Source organism: Inquilinus sp. NPDC058860, from assembly GCF_042743185.1.
Lineage (GTDB): Bacteria > Pseudomonadota > Alphaproteobacteria > DSM-16000 > Inquilinaceae > Inquilinus.
On record NZ_JBHYMS010000065.1, the window covers coordinates 14826 to 39719 of the forward strand.

Sequence of the window (24894 nt, forward strand, 5' to 3'; positions counted from 1 at the left end):
GTGCCTGCCATGCCGAGACTGTCCGGCGTCATCGCCGCCGCCGCCACGCCGTTGCGCGACGACCTCTCCATCGATCATGCGAAGCTGGTCGCGCATTGCCGCTGGCTGCTCGGCGACGGCGGCTGCGACGCCGTCAACCTGCTCGGCACCACCGGCGAGGCGACCTCCTTCTCGGTCGAGCAGCGCCTGGCGGCGATGCGGGCGGTGGCCGAATCCGGCCTGCCGATGCAGCGCTTCATGGTCGGCACCGGCGCCTCGGCGCTGGCGGATGCGGTGCGGCTGACGGCGGAGGCCAAGGCGCTGGGCTTCGCCGGGGCGCTGCTGCTGCCGCCCTTCTACTACAAGGGCATCGACGACGAGAGCCTCGTCGCTTACGTCGGCACGGTGATCGAGCGGGTCGGGGCCGAGGGGCTGGGCCTCTACCTCTATCACATCCCGCAGAACACCGGCGTGCCCTGGCCGATCGAGGTGGTGGCGGCGCTGGCCGAACGTCATGGGGACACGCTGGCCGGGCTGAAGGATTCCTCCGGCGACATCGCCTATTCGACCGAGCTGGCCAAGCGGGTGCCGGGCATCGCCGTGTTCCCGAGCTCCGAGGCGACGCTGGGCCTGGCGAAGGCGCGCGGCTTCGCCGGCTGCATCTCGGCCACCACCAACGTCACCGGCCCGCTGGCGCGGATCGCCTGGCACCAGGCCGGCACCCCGGAGGCCGAGGCCGCGGTGGCCGCCGCGGGGGCGGTGCGGGCGGCGCTCAGCACCGTCACCCTGGTGGCGGCGGTGAAGGACACGGTGGCCGAGATCCATGGCGACGCCGCCTGGCGCCGGCCGCACCCGCCGCTGCGCCCCCTGACCGAGGCCGAGCGCCGGACCCTGCGCGAGGCGCTGGCTGGGACCGAATATCCGCGGCTGTTCGGGCGCTGAGGCCGGGTTTCCATCCCCGATCCGCGGGCGCGCGAGCCCAGACTGACGCGATCGCATCCAGCCTGGCGGCAAAGCGACGCTGTTGTCCCGGCCCGCCGCACCGCAATATCGGTGGAGCGAATCTCACGGCGAGGGGATCATCATGGCCGAAGCGCGTCACCGCGTGGTCATCATCGGCGCCGGTTTCGGCGGGCTTGAGGCCGTGCTCCGGCTCAAGGGCGCGCCGGTCGACATCACCCTGATCGACCGGCGCAACCACCACCTGTTCCAGCCGCTCCTGTACCAGGTCGCCACCGCGTCGCTGGCGCCGTCGGAGATCGCCTGGCCGGTGCGCCACCTGGTGGCGCGGCGGCCGGAGGTGCGGACCATCCTGGGCGAGGTCACCGGCGTCGACATGGCCGGGCGGCAGGTGCAGCTGGGCGACGAGCGCGTGCCCTACGACACCCTCCTGGTCGCGACCGGCGCCCGCCATGCCTATTTCGGCCATGACGACTGGGAGCCCTTCGCCCCCGGGCTGAAGGACATCGACGACGCCACCGCGATCCGCCGCCGGATCCTGATGGCCTTCGAGCGGGCGGAGACCGAGACCGACCCGGCGGCGCGCCGGGCGCTCTTGACCTTCGTCATCGTCGGCGCCGGCCCCACCGGGGTGGAGATCGCCGGCACCATCGCCGAGCTGGCGCACCACACCATGGCCAGGGACTTCCGGGCGTTGGACCCGAAGGAGGCACGCATCCTGCTGGTCGAGGCGGGGCCGCGGGTGCTGGCGGCGTTTCCGGAGGATCTGTCCGACTATGCGCGCAGGGCGCTGGAGCGGCTGGGCGCCGAGATCCGCACCGGCCACGCGGTGACCGAATGCGACGCCGAGGGCGTGGCCCTGGGGGCCGAACGGATCCCGGCCAAGACGGTGATCTGGGCGGCGGGCGTGCAGGCCTCGCCCGCCGCGGCCTGGCTGGGGGCGGAGGCCGACCGCGCCGGCCGGGTCATGGTCGCGCCGGACCTGACGCTGCCGGGCCGTCCCGAGATCTTCGTGGTCGGCGACACCGCCCGGCTCGACGCCTGGAACGGCCAGCCGCTGCCCGGCATCGCCCCGGCCGCCAAGCAGCAGGGCAAGCATGTCGCCGACACCATCCGGGCCCGGCTGGCCGGCAAGGCGGAGGCGCGCCCGTTCCGCTACAAGCATGCCGGCAGCCTGGCGACCATCGGCAAGCGCGCCGCGGTGATCGATTTCGGCTGGATCAAGCTGCGCGGCTGGCTGGCCTGGTGGATCTGGGGCTTCGCCCACATCTACTTCCTGATCGGGCTGCGCAACCGCCTGACCGTGGCGCTGAGCTGGCTGTGGATCTACACCACCGGTCAGCGCAGCGCCCGGCTGATCACCGGCCGGGGGCGGGAGGAATAAGAACGGCGACCCTGGTCAACCAATCAGAGGGGGAGCGACCATGGAACATGCAATCCTGGCCGAAGGCATCGCCGGCATCGCGCTGATCCGGGCACCGTCCAATCTCGGCCTCCGCCCGTTGCGGCTGGGGCACGAGCCGGGCACCTGGCGCGCGCCGGAGGTGCTGACCCGGGCGGGGCTGGAAGCGCGGCTGGCGCCGGCACTCACGGTCGATCTGGACCGGCCGCGCTACAGCACCGAGAAACAGCCGGACACCGTGCTGCGCAACGGGCCGGCGATCCGCCGCTTCAACCAGCAGGTCGCCGATGCGGTCGACGCGGCGTTGCGTGACCGGCTGGTCCCGGTGGTGGTCGGCGGCGACTGCTCGATCCTGATCGGCTGCCTGGCCGGCGCGCGGCGGCATGCGGAGCTGGCGCTGGTCCATCTCGACGGCCACAGCGACTTCCGCCATCCCGGCAACTACGAGGACGTTCCGCTGCATTCGGCCGCCGGCATGGACCTGGCGCTGGCGGTCGGCCTCGGCGACCCGCTGATGCTGCGCTGGGACGGCATCCCGGACCCGCTGGTGCCGGCGGAGCGGGCGATCCAGATCGGCGAGCGCGAAGGGCGCGACCCGGACTGGGGCTGGGAGGACATCGCCGACACCGCGATCACCCGGATCGACATGTTCGAGCTGCTGGAGCTCGGGCATGAGCAGGCGCTGCGCCGCAGCTTCTCAGTGCTGGACCGGACGCCGGAGATCCCGTTCTGGCTGCATCTGGACGTCGACATCCTCGACCAGGCGGTGATGCCGGCGGTGGATTCGCCCGGCAGCCCGGGGCTGGATCACGACGCGCTGGCGGCGCTGCTGCGCGGCTTCCTGGCCTCGCCGCGCTGCCTCGGCCTCGATGTCACCATCTACGACCCGGACCTGGACCCCGACGGCGATTGCGCGCGCGGCCTGGTCGGCATGCTGGCCGAGGGGCTGGCGCCGTTGACAGCCTCCCGCCGCCGGTCCTAGAGCCTGCGGCAGATCCACGCCAGCCCTTCGCCAGCCGGACCGACAGGACGGAGCACCATCCGATGACGGCCGAGACTCCCGTGCAGCCGGCGGCGCGGCCCGCCATTCCGCGCGGCGTGTGGATGCTGGGCTTCGTCAGCCTGTTCATGGACGTCTCGTCGGAGATGATCCACGCCCTGCTGCCGGTCTTCCTGCTGACCACGGTCGGCGCCAGCGCCGCGATGATCGGGCTGATCGAGGGCGTGGCCGAGGCCACCGCCTCGATCGTCAAGGTGTTCTCCGGCGTGCTCAGCGACTGGTTCGGCCGGCGCAAGCTGCTGGCCGTGATCGGCTACGGCCTCGGCGCCCTGTCCAAGCCGCTGTTCCCGCTGGCCGGCAGCGCCGGGCTGGTGCTGGCGGCCCGCTTCGTCGACCGGGTCGGCAAGGGCATCCGCGGCGCCCCGCGCGACGCGCTGGTCGCCGACCTGGCGCCGCCCGCGATCCGCGGCGCCGCCTATGGGCTGCGTCAGTCGCTCGACACAGTCGGCGCCTTCGCCGGGCCGCTCTTGGCGATCGGGCTGATGCTCGCCAGCGGCGGCGACATCCAGCTGGTGTTCTGGCTGGCGGTGATCCCGGCCGTGATGTCCGTCTCCATCCTCATCGGCGGGGTGCACGAGCCGGAGACGGCGCGGCCGGCCAGGGCGGCGCGGTCGCCGATCCGGCGCGACGAGCTGCGCCGGCTGGGCGGCGCCTATTGGCGCGTGGTGGCGGTGACGGCGGTGCTGACCCTGGCCCGGTTCAGCGAGGCCTTCCTGGTGCTGCGGGCGCAGGAGGCCGGGCTGGCCATGGCGCTGGTGCCGCTGGTGCTGGTGGTGATGAACCTCGCCTACGGCCTGTCCGCCTATCCGGCCGGGGTGCTGGCCGACCGCCGCGACCCGAAGCGGCTGCTGATCCTCGGCTTCGCCGTGCTGGTCGCGGCCGACCTGGTGCTGGCCCTCGACGGCGGGCTGTGGGCGGTGCTGGCCGGCACCGCGCTGTGGGGCCTGCATATGGGCCTGACCCAGGGCGTGCTGGCGGCGCTGGTGGCGGAGACGGTGCCGGCCGACCGGCGCGGCACCGGCTTCGGCCTGTTCAACCTGGTCGGCGGGCTGGCGCTGCTCCTGGCCAGCGCGCTCGCGGGCGGGCTGTGGACGTGGATCGGCTCCGGCGCCACCTTCCTGGCCGGCGCCGGCTTCACCGTGATCGGCCTGGCCGGCGCCGTGCTGCTGCTGCCCCGCCGGGCCATCGCCGCCGGTCAATAGGCGCGGCTTCCATGGAGTCGACCCGCAGCAGGCTGCCAATGCCGGCTGCCGGAAATCGCCTTCGCCGGCTCTCATGATCGAGGTCGCTTCGGCTCTTGACGAAGCTATTATAGGATAATTGATAAATATCGGAGGGGGTTATGAAGAAGATCATCTTCGTTGAGGCCAATGAGATCCCGTTCCGAGTGTTCGATCGCTACATCGAGCAGAATCCCACCGGCTTTCTTGCCAAGTTTCTTTCTGAATGTGTTCAGTATGAGACGATATGCGAGGACGAGCAGCAGCTCGATCCCTGGATCAGCTGGCCGACGATGCATCGTGGCACGACGGACCGGAACCATGGGATTCTGCATCTGGGCCAGCCGATCGCCCCCGAGGTCGAGAAGGACTATCCACCGATCTGGGAATGGCTGCGTCTGGCCAACCGCAGCGTCGGTGTCTTCGGTTCCCTGCACAGCTCGGCCATCCCGACGCGCATGCAGGACTACGCCTTCTATCTTCCGGATTATTTTGCTGCCGATGCAGCGGCATGGCCGCCCGAGCTCGAGACGTTTCAGCGCTTCAACCTGGTGATGACCCGCAATTCTGCGCGCAATGTCTCCATGGGGTTCGGCCCGGCCTCGGCATTGGGCGGATTTCTGGGCAAGGTGGCGCCGAAGCTGTCCATGAACACCGCAGGGCAGATTCTCGGCTTCCTCGTCGAGGAGCGCTTCAAGCCCTACAAGCGGATCCGGCGACGATCCTTCCAGCCCGTGATCATGGCCGATCTCTTTCTGCACAATCTGGAACGGACCAAACCGGATTTTGCGACCTTCTATACCAATCATGTCGCCGCGGCGATGCACCGCTATTGGGCGGCGCAGTTCCCGGAAGACTATCGTGAACAGGTCGAGGTCGATTGGATCGGGAAATACAAGGGCGAAATTTCCTTCGCGATGGCAAAGTTGGAGGGAATAATCAGAAAATTCATGAAGTTCGTGGAGCGTAACCCTGAATACGGGATCGTGATGGCATCAAGCCTTGGTCAGGCAGCCATCCGCTTCGGCCGGACGGATGAGTTTCTGACCATCGTGAGCGTCGAAAAGCTGATGGATGCCCTGGGGGTTGACCGTGCCCATTGGGCGAGCGCCCCTGCGATGGTGCCCTGCGTTTCGATCCGGATGCAGGGAAATCACCCGTCACGCGACGAAATCCAATCAAAGCTGGAAAATATCCGCATCGGTGACCACCGCATGGTGTGCTCCCCCAGACCTGACAAGCCGCTCTGCTTCGACATCAAGGATGACTATATTCACGTCTATGTTTCGATCGACAATTATAAGGGTGACAATTTTGCATTTCATGGCAACCAAAAGATCCCCTTTGAAGACATCGGCTTCGGCATGATGGCGCATGAGGACAATGTGAATTGCACGGCGCAACATGTGCGCGGCGGCACCCTGTTCATTCACCAGCCCGGCGAGGCCAGGCCCATCTCGCCGGGCACGGCGAGAACGCAGATATCGACGATCGACTTCGTGCCCAGCCTGCTCGGCCACTACGGGATCGACGCGGGCGGCCGCTTCGCGGGCAAGCCGAGCATCCAGTTCTGAAGCAGGTCGGGTTCGCCCGCAACGAACCCAGGGTCAGGACCCATTAATTCCGATAGCATCGAATGACGGCGATGAGCCCAAACTGCATCCGAAATGTGATTTCAGCTGATGTTCGCTTTGGCCGAACGCTTGAAGTCCAGATGAGCCGCTCCGAGTTTGCACCGGTTTGCAAATCGAGTTTTGGGTTGCCGAAGGCAGTCGCTAAAATCCCTTTTTGCTGCGCGAACTGATTGCCAATTTCTCAACTAGTTCATCAGTGATAGGCTTGCTCACCGAGAACGTTACTCCGGTCTTGGTTGCCTTGAGTTTCAAAGAAGCGATTTCGTCTGCATGGGCAGAAATTGCACCCGGGTCAACATATAGACCGCATTGTTTACTGAAGGCGGCATAGCCCGCGATAATCGTTTCTTCGATCTGAAATCCGGGCATATCGTACTTCATGACTTCTTCGGCGTCTGGTAGTGCCCGCGATAGCTGCGCACGCAGTTGACCCAACATGGCGCGAAACTGCTCCGGTGCGGCGGCTATATAGGCGTCATGGTTATCCTTCTTCGTCATGCTGACAGCATGCCTTTTAGCATGTCCCAAGGCAACAAATCGGGGGCTAAAGCTCTTGGTGCCGCTGTGTGTCACGGCGCTCCTGGATTGGCGCTCGATAAGTCCTGAACCTCGCATTCCGTCATGGTTCACGCGGCCGGATTCGCGGCAGCGAAACCTGACCTATCGAGCGCCGCCCGCTCAGTGCGCCATCAGCACCGGGCGGTCGGCGTGGAACAGCATGTGCTCGGTGACGCCACCCAGGATCATCTCGCGGAACCGGCTGTGGCTGTAGCCGCCCATCACGATCAGCCCGGCATCGGCGCGCTGGGCCGCGGTCAGGATGGCGGCGTCGACCCCCTGCTTCGGGTCGTCCGCGGCGATCCGGTTCGACGGCGCGCCGTGGCGGCTGAGATAGCGCACCAGCTCGGCCGCGGTGCAGCGGTCCTCGCCCTCGTCGCGGGTGTAGACGCTGACCGCCGTCGCCGCCTCCAGGAAGGGCAGGGCGGCGGCGACGCTGCGCGACGCCTCCTTGCCGCCGTCCCAGGCGACCAGGATGCGCTCGGCGAAATCCTCTGCCACCGGCCCCGGGACGATCAGCACCGCCCGGCCGGTCTCGAACAGCGCCGCCTCCAGCACCGCCCGGCTGGCGTTCGGGTCCTGGCCCGGGCCGGGCGTCACGATCAGGTCGGCGACGGTGCCGCGGTGGCCGATCACGGCCGTCTCGCCGCCGGTCTCTTCGCGGAACTCCACCTCCGGCCCGGCGCCGGCATCGGCCGCGGCGGCCTCGAACACGGCGCGGTTGCGGGCGGCGACCTCGTTCGAGGCCTTCTCCGCCCCTTCCAGCAGCATGCTGGTGGCGACCGCCATCTCGGCCCCGGTATAGGCCAGGACCCGCTGCGGGTCGGGGCGCAACGACAGCACCTCGACCGAGGCGTCGAAGCGCTTGGCGACGCGCAGCGCCGCGTCGAGCGCGGCGCGGTCGCCGGCATGGCCGCTGAGGGGGGCGAGCAGGTGCTGGATGGTCAATGCAGCCTCCGGGGCTCTCTGGTCCAAGCCCATTGTCCCCCTATAACCGATGCCGATCCAGCGTTTCCCGGCATGGCTGCGTCCCGGCCGTGCCGGGTCAGCCGCCCGCCGCCGGCGGCGGCACCCCGTGCTTCTTCAGGATCGCCTTCTGCCGCCGGGCCATCGTCTCCTGGTCGAAATCGGCGATCAGCTCGTTGAACAGGTTGTGCCAGTTCACCCGGGCCTTGAGGTGGATGAACACCGAGCCGAGGCCGAGCGCCGCCCGGTCCATGAACACGAATTCGCGCGGCACCTCGACCCCGCCGACCCGGCGCAGCTCCTTGTGCACCTGCTCGGCGGTGTCGCGGCCGTAGACGCCGTTCTTGGCCTCGCCGATCAGCCGCACCTTGTTCTCCAGGATCGGCCCGTACAGGAAGCCGGCCCAGACGTTCAACACGTCCGCCAGCTCGTTGGTCATGTTCTTGAAGCCCCAGGTCTTGTAGGCCTCGACCGCGCGGTCGCGGTCGTTGGTCTCCAGGGCCCGGTACAGCTCGATCACCGCGCCGACGAAGCTGGGCGGGAACACCCGGATGCAGCCGAAGTCGAGCAGGTTGATCGAATCGTCCGGCCGCACCGTGTAGTTGCCGAGATGCGGGTCGCCGTGGATCACGCCGTAGTAGTAGAGCGGCACGTACCAGGCCCGGAACATGTTCAGCGCCAGCTGCGCCCGCTGCTCCTCGCTGCCCTGAACGAAGTTCAGGATCTTCTCGCCGTCGAGCCAGGTGGTGGTCAGGAGCCGCCTGGTCGACAGCTCCGGCACCACCTCGGGAACGTGCACGTTCGGCTCCTTCGCCAGCATCTCGGCATAGAGCTGCGAGTGCCGGGCCTCCAGCGCGTAGTCCAGCTCCTCGCGCAGCCGCTCCGAGATCTCGGCGTGGATCTGCTTGGTCGATACCGTCTTGTCGTAGCGCTCGAAGATGCCGAGGATCAGCCTCAGCTGCTTCAGGTCGGCCTCGACCGCCGACTGCATGTCCGGATACTGCAGCTTGCAGGCGAGGCGCCGTCCGTCCGGCCCGACCGCCCGGTGCACCTGGCCCAGCGAGGCCGCGGCCGCCGCCTCGTGCTCGAAGCTCTCGAACTTGCCCTGCCAGGCCTGGCCCAGCTCGCTCGCCATCCGGCGCTTGACGAAGGGCCAGCCCATCGACGGCGCGTTGGCCTGCAGCTGCTGCAGCTCCTGCGCGTATTCCTTCGGCACCGCCTCCGGGATGGTGGCCAGCATCTGCGCCACCTTCATCAGCGGGCCCTTCAGCCCGCCCAGCGCGGCCCGCAGCTCGTTGGCATGCGCCTCGCGGTCGACCTTGAGGCCGAGATAGCGCTCGCCCGCCACCCGGGCGGCCAGGCCGCCCATGGCGCCGGAGACGCGGGCGTAGCGGCGCAGCCGGCCACCAAAACTGTTCTCTTCGTCGGCCATGATCCAACCGGGGTCGCGCGGCCGGGCCCGGCCGCCCGACCTATCTAGGGGGAGAAGCCCGCCGCGTCACCCCCGGGCGGTGTCGCATGTGTCCGATCGGGAGCGGGAAAGCGGCCTTCCTGTCCAACCCATAGTGTCATCGCCGGGCTTGACCCGGCGATCCAGGGGCCACCCAGAGCAGCTCTTGCCGCCCTGGATGCCCGGGTCAAGCCCGGGCATGACAGTCTTGGGATGGGGTGAGCGCCATGAGTGACCACCGGGCATGAGCCGGGTTCGTTTCCGTCGCGATTTCGGCCAAGTCGGAAATCTTGGATCAAGGACAACAATACTGTCGGTTCCCCGTTGCTTTCTTCCGGCCGGAGGCTCCGTGCGATTGTCGCCGGGGCGAAAGAAGATTACCTATTTGGAGGTGGCCGCGGCGACAGACCGGCGGCCTTTCGGGAGGCATCGATGACGGCAACGGCGCTTGCTTCCGTGAGCCTCGAGGACAAGTACACCCTCGACTCCGGCCGCATCTATCTCACCGGCATCCAGGCGCTGGTCCGCCTGCCCCTGATGCAGCGCCGGCGCGACGAAGCGGCCGGGCTGAACACCGCCTGCTTCATTTCGGGATACCGCGGCTCGCCGCTCGGCGGCTACGACCAGGCGCTGTGGGCGGCGCGCAAGTTCCTGCAGAAGCAGAACATCGAGTTCCGGCCGGGCCTCAACGAGGATCTCGGCGCCACCGCGGTGTGGGGCAGCCAGCAGGTCGGGCTGTGGCCCGGCGCGAAACACGACGGCGTGTTCGGCATCTGGTACGGCAAGGGCCCGGGCGTCGACCGCACCGGCGACGTGTTCAAGCACGCCAACTTCGCCGGCAGCTCGAAGCATGGCGGCGTGCTGGTCATGGCCGGCGACGACCACGCCTGCAAATCCTCGACCGTGCCGCACCAGTCCGAGCACGCCTTCATCGCCCATATGATGCCGGTGCTGAACCCGACGAACGTCCAGGAGATCCTGGACTACGGGCTCTACGGCTGGGCGATGAGCCGCTATTCCGGCCTGTGGGTCGGCTTCAAGACCATCGCCGAGAACGTCGACAGCTCCGCCTCGGTCCATGTCGACCCGAACCGGGTCCGGATCGTGCTGCCGGAGGATTTCGCGATGCCGCCCGGCGGCCTGAACATCCGCTGGCCCGACCCGCCCCTGGTGCAGGAGGAGCGGCTGATGCGCGACAAGCTGTACGCCGCGCTCGCCTTCGCCCGCGCCAACAAGCTCGATCACCTGGTCTATGACGGCGGCCGGCACCGCTTCGGCATCGTCACCACCGGCAAATCCTATCTCGACGTCCGCCAGGCGCTGGACGACCTCGGCATCGACCGGGAGCTCGCGGCGCAGCTCGGCATCTGCATCTACAAGGTCGGCATGCCCTGGCCGCTGGAGCCGACCGGCGTGCGCGCCTTCGCCGAGGGCCTCGACGAGCTGATCGTGGTCGAGGAGAAGCGGGCCCTGATCGAGAACCAGCTGAAGGAGCAGCTGTACAACTGGCACGCCGACAAGCGGCCGGTGATCGTCGGCAAGTTCGACGAGAAGCGCGACTGGATCCTGCCCTCGACCGGCGAGCTGACGCCGGCGCAGATCGCCGTCGCCATCGGCCGGCGCCTGCTGAAGTACCTCGACCACCCCGGCCTGGCCGAACGCGTCCGCTACCTGGAGGAGCGCGAGGGCCAGAAGAAGATCGTCAAGGCCGCGGTCGACCGGGTGCCGTATTTCTGCTCCGGCTGCCCGCACAACACCTCGACCCGGGTGCCGGAGGGCAGCCGGGCGCTGGCCGGCATCGGCTGCCATTACATGGCGACCTGGATGCCCGACCGCAAAGCCGAGACCTTCAGCCAGATGGGCGGCGAGGGCGCGGCCTGGATCGGCCAGGCGCCGTTCACGGAGACGAAGCACGTCTTCGTCAATCTCGGCGACGGCACCTATTTCCACTCCGGCAGCCTGGCCATCCGCGCGGCACTGGCCGCGGGCGTCAACGCCACCTACAAGATCCTCTACAACGACGCCGTGGCGATGACCGGCGGCCAGCCGGTCGACGGCACCATCACCGTGCCGATGATCGCGGCCCAGCTGCGGGCCGAGGGCGTCAAGACCATGATCGTGGTCACCGACCGGCCGGAGATCTATGGCGAGCCGGGGACGCAGAGCCCGATGCTGCCGCATGGCGTCGGGGTCGAGCACCGCGACCGGCTGGACCACATCCAGGAGCAGCTGCGCGAGACGCCTGGCGTCTCGGTGATGATCTACGACCAGACCTGCGCCGCCGAGAAGCGCCGCCGCCGCAAGCGCGGCACGATGGAGGACCCGGCCCGCCGGGTGTTCATCAACGAGGCGGTGTGCGAGGGCTGCGGCGACTGCTCGAAGGTCTCGAACTGCCTGTCGGTGGTGCCGGTCGAGACCGAGTTCGGGCGCAAGCGCGCGATCGACCAGTCCAGCTGCAACAAGGATTATTCCTGCGTCAACGGCTTCTGCCCGTCCTTCGTCTCGGTCCTGGGCGGCAAGCTGCGCAAGCCGAAGCCCGCCGCGGAGAACAAGACCGACCTGTTCCCGGCGCTGCCGGAGCCCGAGCTGCCGTCGCTGGACCAGCCCTACGGCATCATGATCACCGGCATCGGCGGCACCGGCGTGATCACCATCGGCGCGCTCCTCGGCATGGCCTCGCATCTCGAGGGCAAGGGCGTCTCGGTGCTCGACCAGGCCGGCCTGGCCCAGAAGGGCGGCGCCGTGGTCAGCCATGTCCGCATCGCCCGGACGCCGGAGGAGATCCATGCCGTGCGCATCGCCGCCGGCGGCGCCCGGCTGATGCTGGGCTGCGACCTGGTCGTGGCCGCATCGGGCGAGGCGCAGTCGAAGATCCATCCCGGCCTGACCCGGCAGGTGGTGAACAGCCACGAGACCATCACCGGCGCCTTCACCCGCAACCCGGACTTCGTCGTCCCCGGCAAGTCGATGCTGGAGGCGGTGGCGAAGAACGGCGGCGACCCGAAGCTGCTGGACGCGGTCGACGCTACCCGCCTCGCCACCGCGCTCTTGGGCGACAGCATCGCCACCAACCTGTTCATGCTCGGCTACGCCTGGCAGAAGGGGCTGGTGCCGGTGTCGCACGAGGCGCTGGAGAAGGCGGTCGAGCTGAACGGCACCGCCGTCGCCATGAACAAGGCCGCCTTCCTGTGGGGCCGCCGCGCCGCCCACGACCTCGCCCGGGTCGAGCGGATTGCCGCGCCGCCGCAGGAGGAGGGGCACCGGCTGTCGCGCACGCTCGACGAGGCGGTCGCCCGCCGGGTCGAGCAGCTGACCGCCTACCAGGACGCCGCCTACGCCGCGCGCTATACCGCGCTGGTCGACAAGGTCCGGGCGGCCGAGGCGAAGCTCGGCCGGCAGGAGCTGACCGAGGCGGTGGCCCGGAACTATTACAAGCTCCTGGCCTACAAGGACGAGTACGAGGTCGCCCGGCTCTACACCGACGGCAGCTTCCTGAAGCAGGTCGAGGCGCAGTTCGAGGGCGACTACAAACTGCAGTTCCACCTGGCGCCGCCGGCCTTCGCCGAGAAGGACCCGGACACCGGCCATCTGAAGAAGCGTGCCTTCGGGCCGTGGATGCTGCGGGCCTTCGGCCTGCTGGCGCGGATGAAGCGGCTGCGCGGCACCGCCCTCGACCCGTTCGGCCGCACGACCGAGCGCCGCACCGAGCGGCAGCTGATCGCGGATTACGAGGCGGTGGTGGAGGAGCTGCTGGCCCGGCTGGGGCCGGACACCCACGCCGTCTGCGTCGCCATCGCCCGGGTGCCGGAGCAGATCCGCGGCTACGGCCACATCAAGGACGAGGCTCTCGGCAAGGCCAAGGCGCGCGAGGCCGAGCTGCTGGCCACCCTGCGCACCCCGGCCGCGCCGAAGCTGGCGGCGGAGTAAGGGGTCAGTCGGGCAGCAGCGCCGGTACGCTGCATTGCGCCAGCAGCCGGACCAGCTCCGCCTGCCGGCCGGTGCCGGTCTTCTCGAAGATGCGGGCCAGATGGGTCCGGGCGGTGCTGTCCGAGATCGACCGGCGCCTGGCCGCGGCCTGGATGCCGTCGCCGCGGGCGATCTCGATGGCGAAGCCGGCCTCCGCCGCCGTCAGCCCGAACAGCTCCTGCAGCAGGGCGGAGGCGGGCACCGCATTGCGGTCCGGATCGATGACGAAGATCGCCACCCGGGGCTGCGGCCGGCGGTCTCCGACCCCGGCCTCGCGGATCGGGATCACGGTCAGCAGCAGCGGGTGCGCGCCGGAGGGGCGCGACAGGCGCATCCTGGTCCCGGCGGCGGCGGCGCGGGTCGCGGCATCGATGCCGGGGCGTGCGGTCCCGGCTGCCGCGGCCATGGCGACGGCGCGCCGCAGCCGGCGGGTCTCCTCCGGCAGCGCCGCGGCGATCCCGGCCGGCCCGGCCGACAGCCCGTCGGGGCGGGCGACCAGCGCGTCGGCCCATCGGTTGAGATAGGCCGGCCGGCCGTCGGCATCGCAGAGAATCAGCCCGAGATCGATCCGGTCGAGCACGGCCATCGCGTCGGCGAAGCGCAGGTCGGTGGCGCCCAGCGTCCGGCGGAGTTCGAGCGTGCGGGCGAGATGGGGCAGGACCGCCTGCAGCGCCGCGACGTCGCGGTCGGTGAAATCCGGCGCGCCCAGGACCCGGCGGACGGCGACGTAGCTGCTGTGGGTCGGCGTCTGCCGCACCAGTGCCACGATGCCGTAAAAATCGCCGTTCGGCCGGACCACCTGGTTGTAGAAATCCGACCGGATGAAGTCGCGCTCGGGTTTCAGCTCCAGGCTGCGCACGGCCCGGCCGAGCGGCAACCTTGCCGCCCATGGCGCCGTCCGCGGGGCGCCGGGGGCCGACATGCGCTGCAGATGGGCCGGGTCCCAGCGCCAGCCGATCATCAGATCCGCCCGACGCTGCGGCTGGTTCTCGACCAGCAGCGATCCGCGCTGCCCGCCGGCGGCGGCGGTGATCGCCTCGACCACGCCGGGCCAGGCATCCGGCGACGCTGCGGCGTCGTAGATCCGCTGTACGGCCTTGAGGATTGCGTCCGCCCGGTCCATGCCCCCCGCCTGCCGGAAACGTCACGCTCACTGTCCGGAATTTTATCACAGTCCGCGGCTGACCGGTACGTCGGCGAGCCGCCGGGCGTCGCGTGTCACCGGAATGCGCTGCCGTCGAACTGGGCGGTCAGCCAGGCCAGGGCCATCCGCACCGCCGGCAGGTCGAGCCGGCGCGGGTCGCACAGCACCCACCACTGCCCCTCCGCCGCGATGCGGACCGGGAAGGGGCGGACCAGCGTGCCGTCCCGGACATGCTGGGAGGACAGGACGTCGCTGACCAGCACCATGCCGCCGCCATGCAGCGCCACGTCGATGGCGACGCTGATGTCGGAGAAATGCATCTGCCGCGCGGCATGCGGCGCCTTCACCCCGGCGGCCTCGAACCAGCGGCGCCACTCGGTGCCGTCGTCCTGGTGCAAGAGCGGCACCTCGCCCAGCGCCGACGGGTCGGGGATCATGCCGCCGCGGTCGCCGAACAGGCGCGGGCTGCAGGCGGGGGCCAGCGCCACCTCCGCCAGGATGCGCGACCACTGCCCCGGCCAGGGGCCGCCGCCGAAGGTGACGCCGACATCGACCCCGGCGGTCGCGACCGCGTCGTTATCCAGCACCCGCACGGTGCAGTCGACGGTCGGATGGGCCCGCACGAACTCCGCCAGCCGCGGCGCCAGCCACTTGCTGGCGAACATCGGCGGCGCCCCGATCACCAGCGGCCCGGCCAGTTCGCCGGCGCGGGCGGCCAGCAAGGTCGCGGCGGCGGAGACGGTCTCCAGGCTGTCATGCACCGTGCGATGGAACAGCCGGCCGGCCCCGGTCAGGACGACACGGCGGCCGCGCCGCTCGAACAGCGGGAAGCCCACCGCCTCCTCCAGCCTCCGCATCTGGTGGCTGACGGCGCTGTCGGTCAGGTGCAGGGCCCGGGCGGCTCGGGAGAAGCTCTCGTGCCGCGCCGCCAGGTCGAAGGTGTGCAGCGGGTCGAGGGGCAGGCGCATGGCATCGTCTTCATGAATTCAGGTCATCTATTTCCTGAGATTTGATCACTTTGTGTCAAGTAGGCGTCGCGATAGGGTGGCTTCGCCGGGCGCGCCAAGATGCCCGGATCATCCGACAGGGGCACAGTCATGGGTTGCGCCATTCGAGGCATGCTGATCGCCGGCACCGTCCTGGCCGCCGCCGCGCTGGCGGCGGAGGGGTCTGCCGCGGCACGCGCGCAGGAGCTGCGGCTGGGGGCGGCGGGGCCGTTCACCGGGCCGGAGGCGTCGTTCGGCGAGCAGATGGCCAGCGGCGCCGAGCTGGCGGTCGCCGACATCAACGCCAGAGGCGGCATCCTCGGCCGGAAGGTCGTGCTGGAGCTGGGCGACGACCAGTGCGACCCGCGCCAGGCGGTCAGCGTTGCCAACGACCTCGCCGGCCGCGAGGTGGCGGCGGTGGTCGGGCATTTCTGCTCCTCCTCCTCGATCCCGGCCGCGGCGGTCTATCACGACAGCGGCATCCCGATGGTGACGCCGGCCTCGACCAACCCGGCCCTGACCGACGAGGCGGCGGCCAAGGGCTGGCAGGAGGTCTTCCGGGTCTGCGGCCGCGACGACGCCCAGGGCGGGGTGTCCGGCCGCTACCTGGCGGCGCATTACAGGACCGTCGCGATCGTCCATGACCGCTCCGCCTTCGGCACCGGCGTGGCCGAGGAGACGCGCAAGGCGATGAACGCCGCCGGCCTGAAGGAGGTGCTGGTCGAGAGCATCAACCAGGGCGAGCGCGACTTCTCCGCCGTGGTCAGCAAGCTGAAGGATGCCGGGGTCGAGGCGGTCTATTACGGCGGCTACCAGACCGAGGCCGGCCTGCTGATCCGCCAGTCGCGCGACCAGGGGCTGGCGGCGGTCTTCGTCGCCAGCGACGGCATCCTGGCCGATGACTTCTGGGCCATCGCCGGCACCGCCGCCGAGGGCACGCTGATGACCCATCCGCCCGATCCGCGCGGCACCGCCGCCGGCAAGGCCGTGGTCGAGGCGCTGAAGGCGCGCGGCAAGAGCCCGGACGGCTTCGCCCTCTACAGCTACGCCGCCTTCCAGGTGCTGGCCCAGGCGGCGGAGGCCGCGGGCAGCGCCGAGCCGGAGGCGATCGTCGGGGCGCTGCGCGGCGGCAGGCCGTTCGACACCGTGATCGGCCCGATCCGCTTCGACGCCAAGGGCGACGTCGTCGACCCGTCCTACGTCATGTACGCCTGGCGCGGCGGCACCTATGCCGAGCTGAACTGACCGTCCCGAAACCGGAGCACACCATGTCCGAACCGACCGATCCCGGCCTGATGCCGCCCGGCCTCGTGGTCAACACGATGAAGGGCGACCCTGGCGAGCACCGCGCCGGCAGCTGGCTCGAATGGGACGGGCGGTGGGACGGGCTGCAGGCGGCGCTGCTGGGCATCCCCTTCGACGGCGCCTCGGTGGTCCGCACCGGGTCGCGCCACGGTCCGGACGCCGTGCGCCGGTCGATGATGTACTACACCACCTACAGCAGCGGCAACGGCCGGGCGATGACCGGCTTTCGCGCCGCCGATGTCGGCGACGTGCCGACCGTGGTCACCGACCTGCCGGGCAGCCACGACCGGATCAGCGCGGCGATCGCGGCGATCGTCGGCCGCGGCATCGTGCCGGTGGCGATCGGCGGCGACCATTCGATCTCTTTCCCGATCATCCGCGGCGTGGTGCGGGCGCTCGGGCCCGGCAAGCGGCTGGGCGTGATCCATTTCGACGCCCATCACGACCTGCGCAAGGCCCATCTCGGCGCCGAATCCAGCGGCGTGCCGTTCCGCAAGTCGCTGGAGCTGCTGGACGGCGCCCTGTCCGGCCGCAACCTGGTGCAGATCGGCATGGCGGAGTTCGCCAACTCGCCCCAGCTCGCCGGCTATGCGGCGGAGCAGGGGGTGACGGTGATCCCGGCGCTGGAGGTGCGCCGCCGCGGCATGGCGGCGGTGGTGGACCAGGCCCTGGCGCTGGCGACCGACGGGGTGGATGCGCTCTACGTCTCGGTCGACATCGACTGCATCGACCAGAGCCAGGCGCCCGGCACCGCGGCGCCCAATCCCGGCGGGCTCGACGCGCGCGACGTGCAGGACGCGCTGCGCCGGATCGGCGGCCACCCGAAGACGGTCGGCTTCGATCTGGTCGAGATCGCGCCGCCCTTCGACCATGACGACATCACCGGCCGCACCGGCGCCGCCCTGGTGCTCAACCTGCTGTTCGGTCTGGCCGGCCGGGCCGGCTGAGGCGCGGTCAGCGGAAGAACAGCCAGAGCAGGATGTACGGCACGCGGCGCCTCCGGTTCGGTCGGCCGCACGCGGGCGGCCTCTAGGAACCGGAACGGCGGCTTTGCGTCTCCGGTTCCGGCACCGCTCCAGGCATCGCCGGCAGGCCGTCCAGCAGCACGCCGATCGCGGCATCGACCACGGGCGTCCGGCGGTCGCGGGCGTAGAGGCCGTACTGGGCGGCCAGCGGCCCCGGCACCCCGGCGGACGGCTTCAGCACGCGCATGCCGCCCGCACGGACGGATTCGGGCGGCAGCAGCCCGACTCCCAGCCCGTTCTCGACCGCCGCCTGCAGGGCGGTGACGCTTTGGCTCGTGAAGATGACCCGATGATCCCGGCCGATCTCGGCCAGCGCCTCGATCATGCGCCGGCGCCACAGGCAGGGCGCGGTGAACGCGACGAGGTCGAGCGGCCGTTCCGGATCCGGTGCGCAGTCCGGTGCGCACACCCATTGGAGCTCGACGGTCCAGGCGGCCAGGGCGTCGGCCGTCACCACCGAGGTCGGGCCCAGCATGATGTCCAGCCCGTCCTCGCCCCACAGCCGGCCCAGCGCCACGCTGTGCTCGACCACGACGTCGAGGCGGATGTCGGGATAGGCCCGGTGCAGCCGCCCCAGCGCGGCCGGGAGCGCCGCGGAGGCCAGCTCCTCGGCCAGGCCGATGCGCACGCCGCCGCTGATCTCCTTCCGCTGCAGCCGGGCCACGGCCTCGTCGCCGAGGGCCAGGATGCGGGTGGCGTATCCCAGGAAGATCTCGCCCTCGGCGGTCGGCACGACGCCGCGGCCGGTGCGCTGGAACAGGTGCCGCTGCACCAGGCCTTCCAGCCGCCGCATCTGCATGCTCAGCGCCGACTGGGTCCGGCCGGTCTGCGCCGCGACCTTGCTCAGGCTGCCCTGCCGGCAGACCGCGACATAGGTGCGGAGGAGGTCGAGGCCGATCTGCTCGGATATCATTTTCAGTGAACTCTGATGTCTTCGATATCAGCCTACAACCATGTCCCGCCCCGCGCCATCTCCCGGGCATCAGCAGCGCAGGACAGGGGCGAACCCCATGAAAGCGATCCGTGTTCACCGCCATGGCGGGCCCGAGGTGCTCGTCTATGAGGATGTCGATGTCGCCCGGCCCGGGCCGGGCGAGGTCCGAATCCGCAACCGGGCGATCGGCCTCAACTTCGTCGACACCTATTTCCGCACCGGCGCCTATGCGCCGCCCGCCCTGCCGTTCACGCCCGGCAACGAGGGTGCCGGCGAGGTGGCCGAGGTCGGCGCGGGCGTCGAGGGCTTCGCGCCGGGCGACCGCGTGGCCTATGTCGGGACGCTCGGCGCCTATGCCGAGGAGCGCATCGTGCCGGCCCATCTCCTCCTGCGCCTGCCGGACGCCATCGGTTTCGAGACCGGCGCCGCGATGATGCTGAAGGGCCTGACGGCGCAGTTCCTGCTGCGCCGCACCGTCCGCGTCGGGCCGGGCCACACCGTCCTCATGCACGCGGCGGCGGGCGGCGTCGGCCTGATCCTGACGCAATGGGCGAAGCATCTCGGCGCCATCGTCATCGGCACGGTCGGCTCGCCGGAGAAGGCCGAACTGGCGCGCCGGAACGGCTGCGACCACGTCATCGAGTACCGCCGGGAGGATTTCGCCGCGCGCGTGCGGGAGATCACGGGCGGCGAGGGCTGCGACGTCGTCTATGACGGCGTCGGCCGCGCCACCTTCCCGGCCTCGCTCGACTGCCTGCGGCCTTTCGGCACCTTCGTCAGCTTCGGCGCGGCGTCGGGGCCGATCGAGCCGTTCGACATCATGCTCCTGATGCAGAAGGGCTCGCTCTTCGCCACCTGGCAGCTGCTGTTCCAGCACCTCGCGAAGCGCGAGGACGTGCTCGCCATGGGCGAGGATCTCTTCCGGGTCGTGTCGAGCGGCGCGGTGACGGTCCCGGTCCATGCCCGCCTGCCCCTCGCCGAGGCGGCCGAGGCGCATCGCCGGCTCGAGGCGCGGCAGACCACCGGCGCGACCGTGCTGCTGCCGTAGGGGCGCGCTACCGGCCGGGCGGGAGGGGCCGCTCCCGCAGCTCCTCCGCCTCCCGCGCCTCGCGCTCGCGGTTGAGATAGTCCTCCAGCGTCCGGCCCGAGACCGGCTGGAACCGGTCCTCCAGCGTCTCCAGCGTGTCGATCCGGTCGAGGCGGAAGCTGCGGAAATCCTGGCGCAGCTCGCACCAGGCGGTGGCGGTCCAGCGGTTGCCCCAGAAGAACAGGCCCAGCGGATGGACGATCCGCTCGCTGGTCGCTTCCGGCGCGCTGTAGTGCAGCCGCAGCTTGCGCCGCCCGGCGATCGCCAGGCGGATCGGCTCCATCAGCTCCAGCGGGTAGGGGCGGCGGCCCGGGGCATGGATCGGCACCTCGTCGAGCGAGGCGGCGCTGGCCTCCGGCAGCACGCCGGAGATCTTGCGCGCGGCGTTGCCGGCGGCGCGGGCCAGGGCCGGGTCGGTCCAGGCCGCGACCATGCGGGCGCCCAGGCTCAGCGCCAGCAGCTCCTCGGCGGTGAACTGCACCGGCGGCGGCTCGAAGCCGCGGCGCAGCCGATAGCCGACCCCGGCCTCGCCGTCGATCGGCGCGCCGCTGGCCAGCAGGTCGGCCATGTCGCGATAGACCGTGCGCTCCGAGACCTCGAGCGCTTCGGCGAGCTGCTGCGCCGTGACCAGGGTGCGGCCTCGCATCAGCAGCAGGATCTGGATCAGGCGGTCGGCTCGGCGCATCGGCGGCAGGCCCGCCGAAGGGGCAGGCGGCAGGGTCAGAGGGAACGGCTCCTGAAGTGATAGAGCCGAACGCTCGGCCCGTCGATGACCTGCATGAAGCGGCCGGCATCGCGGTCGATCGTGCCGTCCTGCCCGGCGAGGGCCGGACGGCTGCCCTCCGCCGCCTCGACCATGGTCTGGACCGCGACGCCCGGCCGGTCTCGGAACAGCACGATCTCGGTGACGAAGGCCATCGGTCTCTCCACGCAAGAGGCCCTTTGCCGGGCCATCATGGAGAGACAATACAACACCCCTCCTGACAGAATTCTGTCAGGAGGGGTGAGGCCGGCCGTCAGATGTTCAGCTTGCGCACCGACTGGCGGAACTGGGCGCGGGCGGAGTCGATCGCCTTGCGGGCCTTGTCCAGGCCGGCGCCGGCCTGCTCCAGCTCGCTCTCGCTGTCGTTCAGCTTGCCGAGATAGCGCTGGAACAGGTCGCTGTCCTTCGGCACCGCGCCGATGTTCTCGCGCAGCCGCGCCTGCTCCTGGCCGATCTCCGCCTGGCGCTGCTCCAGCCGCTCGGCCTCGGCCTCGTGGTCGCGGATCACCGCGAGCTGGCCGGCGAGATCCGCCATCGTCTGGCGCACCCCGGCCGGCAGCCTGCGGTCCTCGGCCCAGACGACGATCTGGTCGTCGGCGTCCTCGGCCAGGTCGATGGTCTGGGACAGCGGCTGCTCCTGCGTCACCGTCACCGTCTCGGTCCTGCCGGCCGGCACCGCCTGGCGGATGCGGTACTGGCCGCCGACGATTTCGGCCTTCCCCTTGTCCGGCTCCGTCAGGGTCCAGCCGTCGTAGCGCGGCGTCTGCAGCAGCACCGTGCGGTCCTCGCCGGCGGCGCCGGTGATCGCATAGCTGACGCTGGCGCGCTGGGTGGTGGTCAGCTCCAGCACGCCGTCGACGATGCGGGCGCGGGCCAGCGTGTCGTCGCGCTTGTCCTCGCGCTCGACCGTCACCTTCTGGTCGACGGCGAAGCTCAGCAGCCGGGTCTCGCCCGCCGGCAGCGCGCCCAGCCGGGCGTCGCCGACATAGGTCACGCCGTCGGCGCCGCGTTCGTAGAGGGTCAGCACGCCGGGCGGCAGGCCGGTCTGGCCGTCATTCTTCAGGTCGACCGCGGCCAGCGGGTGCTTCGGCTCGGTCTGCGGCAGGTACAGGTCGACCCGGCCGGCCGGGATCTCGCGGTCGATGATCGGCACCAGCAGGGAATGGCCGGCGGCGACGGTCACCGGCTCGGGCAGGCGGAAGGTGACCTGGGTCGCGCTCTCGCCCGATTCCGCCGCGGTGACCCTGGCGAGTTGCTGCGGCGCCTGGATGGCGCTTTGGGCCGGATTGATGTCGCCTGCGACACCCACATTGTATGAGCCTGCACCTGCGGCAGGGGCCGGCGCGGGGGGCACCAGTCCCAATTGCCGCGCCGCGGCGCGACGCACCCCGTCCTGGTCGAACTCGCGGGCCCGCTCGTCGACCGGCGGCAGCACCCGGCCCGCCACCTCGACCGGCACCTCCGGCCGGGCCACGGTGTAGCTCTGGTACAGCGCCTGGCGGAAGGTGACCGGGTTGCCGGAGACCACGGTCAGGTCGACCCCGTCCCAATCGGCGCCGCTCATGTTCTCCAGCACCGCCCAGCCCTGCAGCGCCGCCGTCTCCGCCTTCGGGTCGGCGGCCAGGGTCAGGCGGTAGCTGGTCTTCCACAAGGGCGCCGCGACGACATAGCCGACGCGCAGCGTGCGCTCGCCGTCGCCGGTGGCGCGGATCGCCAGGGTGCGCCGGTCCTTGGCCGAATCGCGGGCCAGGGCGGCCAGCGCCGCATCCAGCTTGGCCTGCAGCGCCGGGTCGGCGAATTGCAGCCCGTCCGCCTCCTCCAGCAGGAACTGGCGCACCCCGCCCGCGGTCATCAGGCTGACCCGGTGGCGGGTGATCTGCGTGCCGTCCTTGTCCTTCGCCGTCTCCGCCACCACCGACAGGATGCGGCCGGAGACGCCGCGGGCGCCCTCGACCCGGACCTCGGCGCCGCGCAGCGCGTTCAGGAGGTCGGCGGGGGAGGACAGCGCCTCCGGCCCGAACGGCATCTCGCGGAAGGCGGCGGCCAGCGGCTCGCGCCCGGGCAGGCTGATCTCGCCGATGCCGCCCCGGTCGTCATAGACGACGATGCTCTTCATCACGTCGTCGACCTGGTCCAGCGGCACGGCCAGGTCCAGCGTCTCGTCGCCGGTGACCTTGGCCTCGTACTCGAAATAGCCGACGCCGCCGGTCGACAGCAGCACGCGCTTCAGCGCCAGCGGCTCGGCGGCGAAGGCCGGCAGGGCCAGGAATGCCGCGGCCGCGGCGGCCGGCAGGGCGAGGCGGATCGGTGTCATGCGGGTCCCCTTCAGGATCGAGGACCCGACCTTGCGCGGCGATCGTGGCGACGCCGCGGCCATGTGGGGCCGAGCGTGGCGGAAAGAAGTCCTTCCGCCACGCCGGGCCGTCAGTCGAACGGCCAGCCGTCGTTGTCGTCCCGCCGGTCGCGGCGGCCGCGCCAGCCGCCGCCGGTGCAGTCGGCGGTGTCGGTGCCGTCGGTGCAGCGGTTGGTGCCGCCGTAGCGGCCTTCGTCGCAGACCCCGTTATAGGCGCGGCGGCAGCTGTTCGGGCCCTCGTCGCGCTCCCGGTTGGCATAGCCGCGGCAATCCGCCATGTCGGTGCCGTCGTCGCAGCGGTTGGTGCCGCCGTAGCGGCCTTCGTCGCAGACGCCGTCATAGGCGCGGCGGCAGCTGTTGTCGCGGTCGTTGCGGTCGCCGCGGTAGCGGTTGTCGATCCGGGTGTAGCCGCCGTCGCGATAGCCGCCGTCGCTGTAATAGCCGTCGTTGTAGCCGCCGTTGCCGTAAGTGCCGTCCTGCGGGACGCAGGCGATGGCGCCGACGGCGGCGGCGGTCAGGGCAAGGGTGCGCAGGAAGGTGGACAAGGCGGGTTCCTCGAAGTTGTCGGCGGCCTCGCCGGACGCCCGGCGATGCGGCGCCGGAATCAAGGCGCGACCCCCCGTCCGGGTTCCGTTGTTTCAGGTGCCCCGTTTCAGGTGGCCCCGTTTCAGGTGGCCCCGTTTCAGGTGGAAGGATCGTGGACAGCGGGCGGCGGCGTGAGGCATGGTCGGACGTTGCGTCGCCGCGGGGAAAAACTTGCGGATCCATCGCCGGGAACGCGAAGGGAGAACGATCCATGCGGATAGGGGTGTTGCGTGAGCGGCGGGATGGGGAGCGCCGGGTGGCGGCGACGGCGGACAGCGTGAAGAAGCTGGTGGGACTGGGGGCGACGGTGGTGGTGGAGACCGGCGCCGGTCTGGGCAGCGCGGTGATGGACGAGGCGTACCGGTCGGCGGGGGCGGAGGTGGCGGCGGATGCCGCAGCGGCGCTGGCCGGCGCCGATGTGGTGCTGAAGGTGCGGCGGCCGCTGCGGTCGGGCGAGGGCGAGGTCGACGAGCTGGCGCTGATCCCGCGGGGGGCGACCCTGATCGGCATCCTGGAGCCCTATGACGATGCCGACAGCCTGGCGGCCTATGCCGAGGCGGGGATCGAGAGCTTCGCCTTGGAGCTGGTGCCGCGGATCACGCGGGCGCAGGCGATGGACGTGCTGTCGAGCCAGGCGAACCTGGCGGGATACCGGGCGGTCCTGGAGGCGGCATCGGTGTTCGGCCGGGCCTTCCCGATGATGATGACGGCGGCGGGCACGGTGCCGCCGGCGCGGGTGCTGGTGATGGGCGCGGGCGTGGCCGGTCTGCAGGCGATCGCGACGGCGCGGCGGCTCGGGGCCGTGGTGTCGGCGACCGATGTGCGGCCGGCGGCGAAGGAGCAGGTGCAGTCGCTCGGCGCCAGCTTCGTCGCGGTGGAGGACGAGGAGTTCAAGGCGGCCGAGACCGCGGGCGGCTACGCCAAGGAGATGTCGGCGGAGTACCGGGCCAAGCAGGCGGCGCTGATCGCCGAGACGGTGAAGAAGCAGGACATCGTGATCTGCACCGCGCTGATCCCGGGCAAGAAGGCGCCGGTGCTGATGGACGAGGCGATGGTGCGGTCGATGAAGCCGGGCTCGGTGATCGTCGACCTGGCGGCGGAGCGGGGCGGCAACTGCGCCCTGACCCGGCCGGGCGAGGTGGTCGAGGACGGCGGCGTGACCATCGTCGGGCACAGGAACGTGCCGGGCCGGATCGCGACCGATGCGTCGGCGCTCTACGCCCGCAACCTGGTGGCCTTCCTGACGCCCCTGGTCGACAAGGACAGCCAGGCGCTGAAGGTGGACGGATCGGACGAGATCGTGGCGGCGACGCGGCTGACCTCGGGGGGCCGTGTGGTGCATCCGGGCTTCGGCGGCAAAGCCGAGCAGGCGGCGTAGGGGAGCGGACGATGGCGACGGAAGACATCGCGCAGGGGGCGCAGGGCCTGGCCGAGGCGGCGCGGGGGCTGGCCGACCAGGCCCAGGCCTTGGCGGTGCAGGCGCAGGCGGCCGCAGTGCCGGCGGGGGAGCACGGCTT

General features: G+C 70.6%; 20 protein-coding genes. 10 read left to right on the forward strand and 10 right to left on the reverse strand.

Annotated features, from left to right (window positions below; genetic code table 11):
* The first annotated feature begins 9 nt into the window (after positions 1-9).
* The 5 genes from ACFW16_RS30695 (at position 10) to ACFW16_RS30715 (ending at position 6195) form a co-directional block, all read left to right on the forward strand.
* Positions 10-921, forward strand: a complete 912-nt coding sequence (locus ACFW16_RS30695) for a dihydrodipicolinate synthase family protein (RefSeq protein WP_380312434.1) — start codon at positions 10-12, stop codon at positions 919-921.
* A gap of 142 nt (positions 922-1063) precedes the next feature.
* Positions 1064-2323, forward strand: coding sequence for an NAD(P)/FAD-dependent oxidoreductase (locus ACFW16_RS30700; RefSeq protein WP_380312436.1), 1260 nt, complete (start codon positions 1064-1066; stop codon positions 2321-2323).
* A gap of 40 nt (positions 2324-2363) precedes the next feature.
* On the forward strand, positions 2364-3323 hold the full coding sequence (locus ACFW16_RS30705) for an arginase family protein (protein ID WP_380312438.1): 960 nt from the start codon (positions 2364-2366) through the stop codon (positions 3321-3323).
* 62 nt (positions 3324-3385) lie between these two features.
* Complete coding sequence (locus ACFW16_RS30710) at positions 3386-4603, forward strand: MFS transporter (RefSeq protein ID WP_380312440.1); 1218 nt, start codon at positions 3386-3388, stop codon at positions 4601-4603.
* A 140-nt stretch (positions 4604-4743) separates the two neighbouring features.
* Positions 4744-6195: a hypothetical protein gene (locus ACFW16_RS30715; protein ID WP_380312443.1), complete on the forward strand. Its 1452-nt coding sequence runs from the start codon at positions 4744-4746 to the stop codon at positions 6193-6195.
* Positions 6196-6396: 201 nt separating this feature from the next.
* Here ACFW16_RS30715 and ACFW16_RS30720 read toward each other — a convergent pair whose 3' ends face one another.
* The 3 genes from ACFW16_RS30720 to ACFW16_RS30730 all read right to left on the reverse strand — a co-directional run bounded on the left by ACFW16_RS30720 (position 6397) and on the right by ACFW16_RS30730 (position 9211).
* Positions 6397-6753, reverse strand: a complete 357-nt coding sequence (locus ACFW16_RS30720) for an iron chaperone (protein ID WP_380312445.1) — start codon at positions 6751-6753, stop codon at positions 6397-6399.
* Positions 6754-6933: 180 nt separating this feature from the next.
* A complete protein-coding gene (locus ACFW16_RS30725) occupies positions 6934-7761 on the reverse strand; it encodes a universal stress protein (RefSeq protein WP_380312447.1) in 828 nt (275 codons plus the stop codon).
* 97 nt (positions 7762-7858) lie between these two features.
* Positions 7859-9211: an ABC1 kinase family protein gene (locus tag ACFW16_RS30730; protein WP_380312449.1), complete on the reverse strand. Its 1353-nt coding sequence runs from the start codon at positions 9209-9211 to the stop codon at positions 7859-7861.
* A 450-nt stretch (positions 9212-9661) separates the two neighbouring features.
* Between ACFW16_RS30730 and ACFW16_RS30735 the strand changes: the two genes are divergently transcribed.
* On the forward strand, positions 9662-13156 hold the full coding sequence (locus ACFW16_RS30735) for an indolepyruvate ferredoxin oxidoreductase family protein (RefSeq protein ID WP_380312451.1): 3495 nt from the start codon (positions 9662-9664) through the stop codon (positions 13154-13156).
* Between the two features lie 4 nt (positions 13157-13160).
* Here ACFW16_RS30735 and ACFW16_RS30740 read toward each other — a convergent pair whose 3' ends face one another.
* Both ACFW16_RS30740 and ACFW16_RS30745 read right to left on the reverse strand, forming a co-directional pair.
* On the reverse strand, positions 13161-14318 hold the full coding sequence (locus tag ACFW16_RS30740) for a helix-turn-helix transcriptional regulator (RefSeq protein WP_380312453.1): 1158 nt from the start codon (positions 14316-14318) through the stop codon (positions 13161-13163).
* A 95-nt stretch (positions 14319-14413) separates the two neighbouring features.
* The gene (locus ACFW16_RS30745) at positions 14414-15307 is read right to left on the reverse strand and encodes a LysR substrate-binding domain-containing protein (protein ID WP_380312455.1); all 894 of its coding nucleotides are present in this window, start codon (positions 15305-15307) and stop codon (positions 14414-14416) included.
* A 129-nt stretch (positions 15308-15436) separates the two neighbouring features.
* Here ACFW16_RS30745 and ACFW16_RS30750 point away from each other — a divergent pair, with 129 nt between their 5' ends.
* Positions 15437-16570 (forward strand): branched-chain amino acid ABC transporter substrate-binding protein, encoded by a 1134-nt coding sequence (locus tag ACFW16_RS30750; protein ID WP_380312457.1) that lies wholly within the window; start codon positions 15437-15439, stop codon positions 16568-16570.
* Positions 16571-16593: 23 nt separating this feature from the next.
* A complete protein-coding gene (locus ACFW16_RS30755) occupies positions 16594-17577 on the forward strand; it encodes an agmatinase family protein (RefSeq protein ID WP_380312459.1) in 984 nt (327 codons plus the stop codon).
* A gap of 82 nt (positions 17578-17659) precedes the next feature.
* On the opposite strand, the gene ACFW16_RS30760 is transcribed toward ACFW16_RS30755, so the two are convergent.
* Complete coding sequence (locus tag ACFW16_RS30760) at positions 17660-18568, reverse strand: LysR substrate-binding domain-containing protein (protein ID WP_380312462.1); 909 nt, start codon at positions 18566-18568, stop codon at positions 17660-17662.
* Between the two features lie 97 nt (positions 18569-18665).
* On the opposite strand from ACFW16_RS30760, the gene ACFW16_RS30765 reads away from it, so the two are divergent.
* Complete coding sequence (locus ACFW16_RS30765) at positions 18666-19637, forward strand: quinone oxidoreductase family protein (RefSeq protein WP_380312464.1); 972 nt, start codon at positions 18666-18668, stop codon at positions 19635-19637.
* Positions 19638-19644: 7 nt separating this feature from the next.
* On the opposite strand, the gene ACFW16_RS30770 is transcribed toward ACFW16_RS30765, so the two are convergent.
* From ACFW16_RS30770 to ACFW16_RS30785, 4 genes are all read right to left on the reverse strand, one after another.
* Entirely contained in the window at positions 19645-20361 is a 717-nt protein-coding gene (locus tag ACFW16_RS30770; protein WP_380312466.1) for a helix-turn-helix transcriptional regulator, read from the reverse strand.
* Positions 20362-20396: 35 nt separating this feature from the next.
* A complete protein-coding gene (locus ACFW16_RS30775; RefSeq protein WP_380312468.1) occupies positions 20397-20594 on the reverse strand; it encodes a hypothetical protein in 198 nt (65 codons plus the stop codon).
* 98 nt (positions 20595-20692) lie between these two features.
* A complete protein-coding gene (locus ACFW16_RS30780; RefSeq protein ID WP_380312470.1) occupies positions 20693-22753 on the reverse strand; it encodes a DUF4139 domain-containing protein in 2061 nt (686 codons plus the stop codon).
* A gap of 110 nt (positions 22754-22863) precedes the next feature.
* Complete coding sequence (locus ACFW16_RS30785; protein ID WP_380312472.1) at positions 22864-23337, reverse strand: hypothetical protein; 474 nt, start codon at positions 23335-23337, stop codon at positions 22864-22866.
* Positions 23338-23588: 251 nt separating this feature from the next.
* Here ACFW16_RS30785 and ACFW16_RS30790 point away from each other — a divergent pair, with 251 nt between their 5' ends.
* Positions 23589-24755: a Re/Si-specific NAD(P)(+) transhydrogenase subunit alpha gene (locus ACFW16_RS30790; RefSeq protein WP_380312474.1), complete on the forward strand. Its 1167-nt coding sequence runs from the start codon at positions 23589-23591 to the stop codon at positions 24753-24755.
* The last annotated feature ends 139 nt before the right edge of the window (positions 24756-24894 follow it).

What these genes read in the sequence shown, in the direction of transcription:
- ACFW16_RS30755 (WP_380312459.1), top strand. Translation starts at nt 16,594, where the DNA reads ATGTCCGAACCGACCGATCCCGGCCTGATGCCGCCCGGCCTCGTGGTC.
- ACFW16_RS30775 (WP_380312468.1), bottom strand. Translation starts at nt 20,594, where the DNA reads ATGGCCTTCGTCACCGAGATCGTGCTGTTCCGAGACCGGCCGGGCGTC.
- ACFW16_RS30770 (WP_380312466.1), bottom strand. Translation starts at nt 20,361, where the DNA reads ATGCGCCGAGCCGACCGCCTGATCCAGATCCTGCTGCTGATGCGAGGC.
- ACFW16_RS30735 (WP_380312451.1), top strand. Translation starts at nt 9,662, where the DNA reads ATGACGGCAACGGCGCTTGCTTCCGTGAGCCTCGAGGACAAGTACACC.
- ACFW16_RS30695 (WP_380312434.1), top strand. Translation starts at nt 10, where the DNA reads ATGCCGAGACTGTCCGGCGTCATCGCCGCCGCCGCCACGCCGTTGCGC.
- ACFW16_RS30715 (WP_380312443.1), top strand. Translation starts at nt 4,744, where the DNA reads ATGAAGAAGATCATCTTCGTTGAGGCCAATGAGATCCCGTTCCGAGTG.
- ACFW16_RS30740 (WP_380312453.1), bottom strand. Translation starts at nt 14,318, where the DNA reads ATGGACCGGGCGGACGCAATCCTCAAGGCCGTACAGCGGATCTACGAC.
- ACFW16_RS30765 (WP_380312464.1), top strand. Translation starts at nt 18,666, where the DNA reads ATGAAAGCGATCCGTGTTCACCGCCATGGCGGGCCCGAGGTGCTCGTC.
- ACFW16_RS30700 (WP_380312436.1), top strand. Translation starts at nt 1,064, where the DNA reads ATGGCCGAAGCGCGTCACCGCGTGGTCATCATCGGCGCCGGTTTCGGC.
- ACFW16_RS30750 (WP_380312457.1), top strand. Translation starts at nt 15,437, where the DNA reads ATGGGTTGCGCCATTCGAGGCATGCTGATCGCCGGCACCGTCCTGGCC.
- ACFW16_RS30710 (WP_380312440.1), top strand. Translation starts at nt 3,386, where the DNA reads ATGACGGCCGAGACTCCCGTGCAGCCGGCGGCGCGGCCCGCCATTCCG.
- ACFW16_RS30780 (WP_380312470.1), bottom strand. Translation starts at nt 22,753, where the DNA reads ATGACACCGATCCGCCTCGCCCTGCCGGCCGCCGCGGCCGCGGCATTC.
- ACFW16_RS30705 (WP_380312438.1), top strand. Translation starts at nt 2,364, where the DNA reads ATGGAACATGCAATCCTGGCCGAAGGCATCGCCGGCATCGCGCTGATC.
- ACFW16_RS30760 (WP_380312462.1), bottom strand. Translation starts at nt 18,568, where the DNA reads ATGATATCCGAGCAGATCGGCCTCGACCTCCTCCGCACCTATGTCGCG.
- ACFW16_RS30745 (WP_380312455.1), bottom strand. Translation starts at nt 15,307, where the DNA reads ATGCGCCTGCCCCTCGACCCGCTGCACACCTTCGACCTGGCGGCGCGG.
- ACFW16_RS30790 (WP_380312474.1), top strand. Translation starts at nt 23,589, where the DNA reads ATGCGGATAGGGGTGTTGCGTGAGCGGCGGGATGGGGAGCGCCGGGTG.
- ACFW16_RS30720 (WP_380312445.1), bottom strand. Translation starts at nt 6,753, where the DNA reads ATGACGAAGAAGGATAACCATGACGCCTATATAGCCGCCGCACCGGAG.
- ACFW16_RS30730 (WP_380312449.1), bottom strand. Translation starts at nt 9,211, where the DNA reads ATGGCCGACGAAGAGAACAGTTTTGGTGGCCGGCTGCGCCGCTACGCC.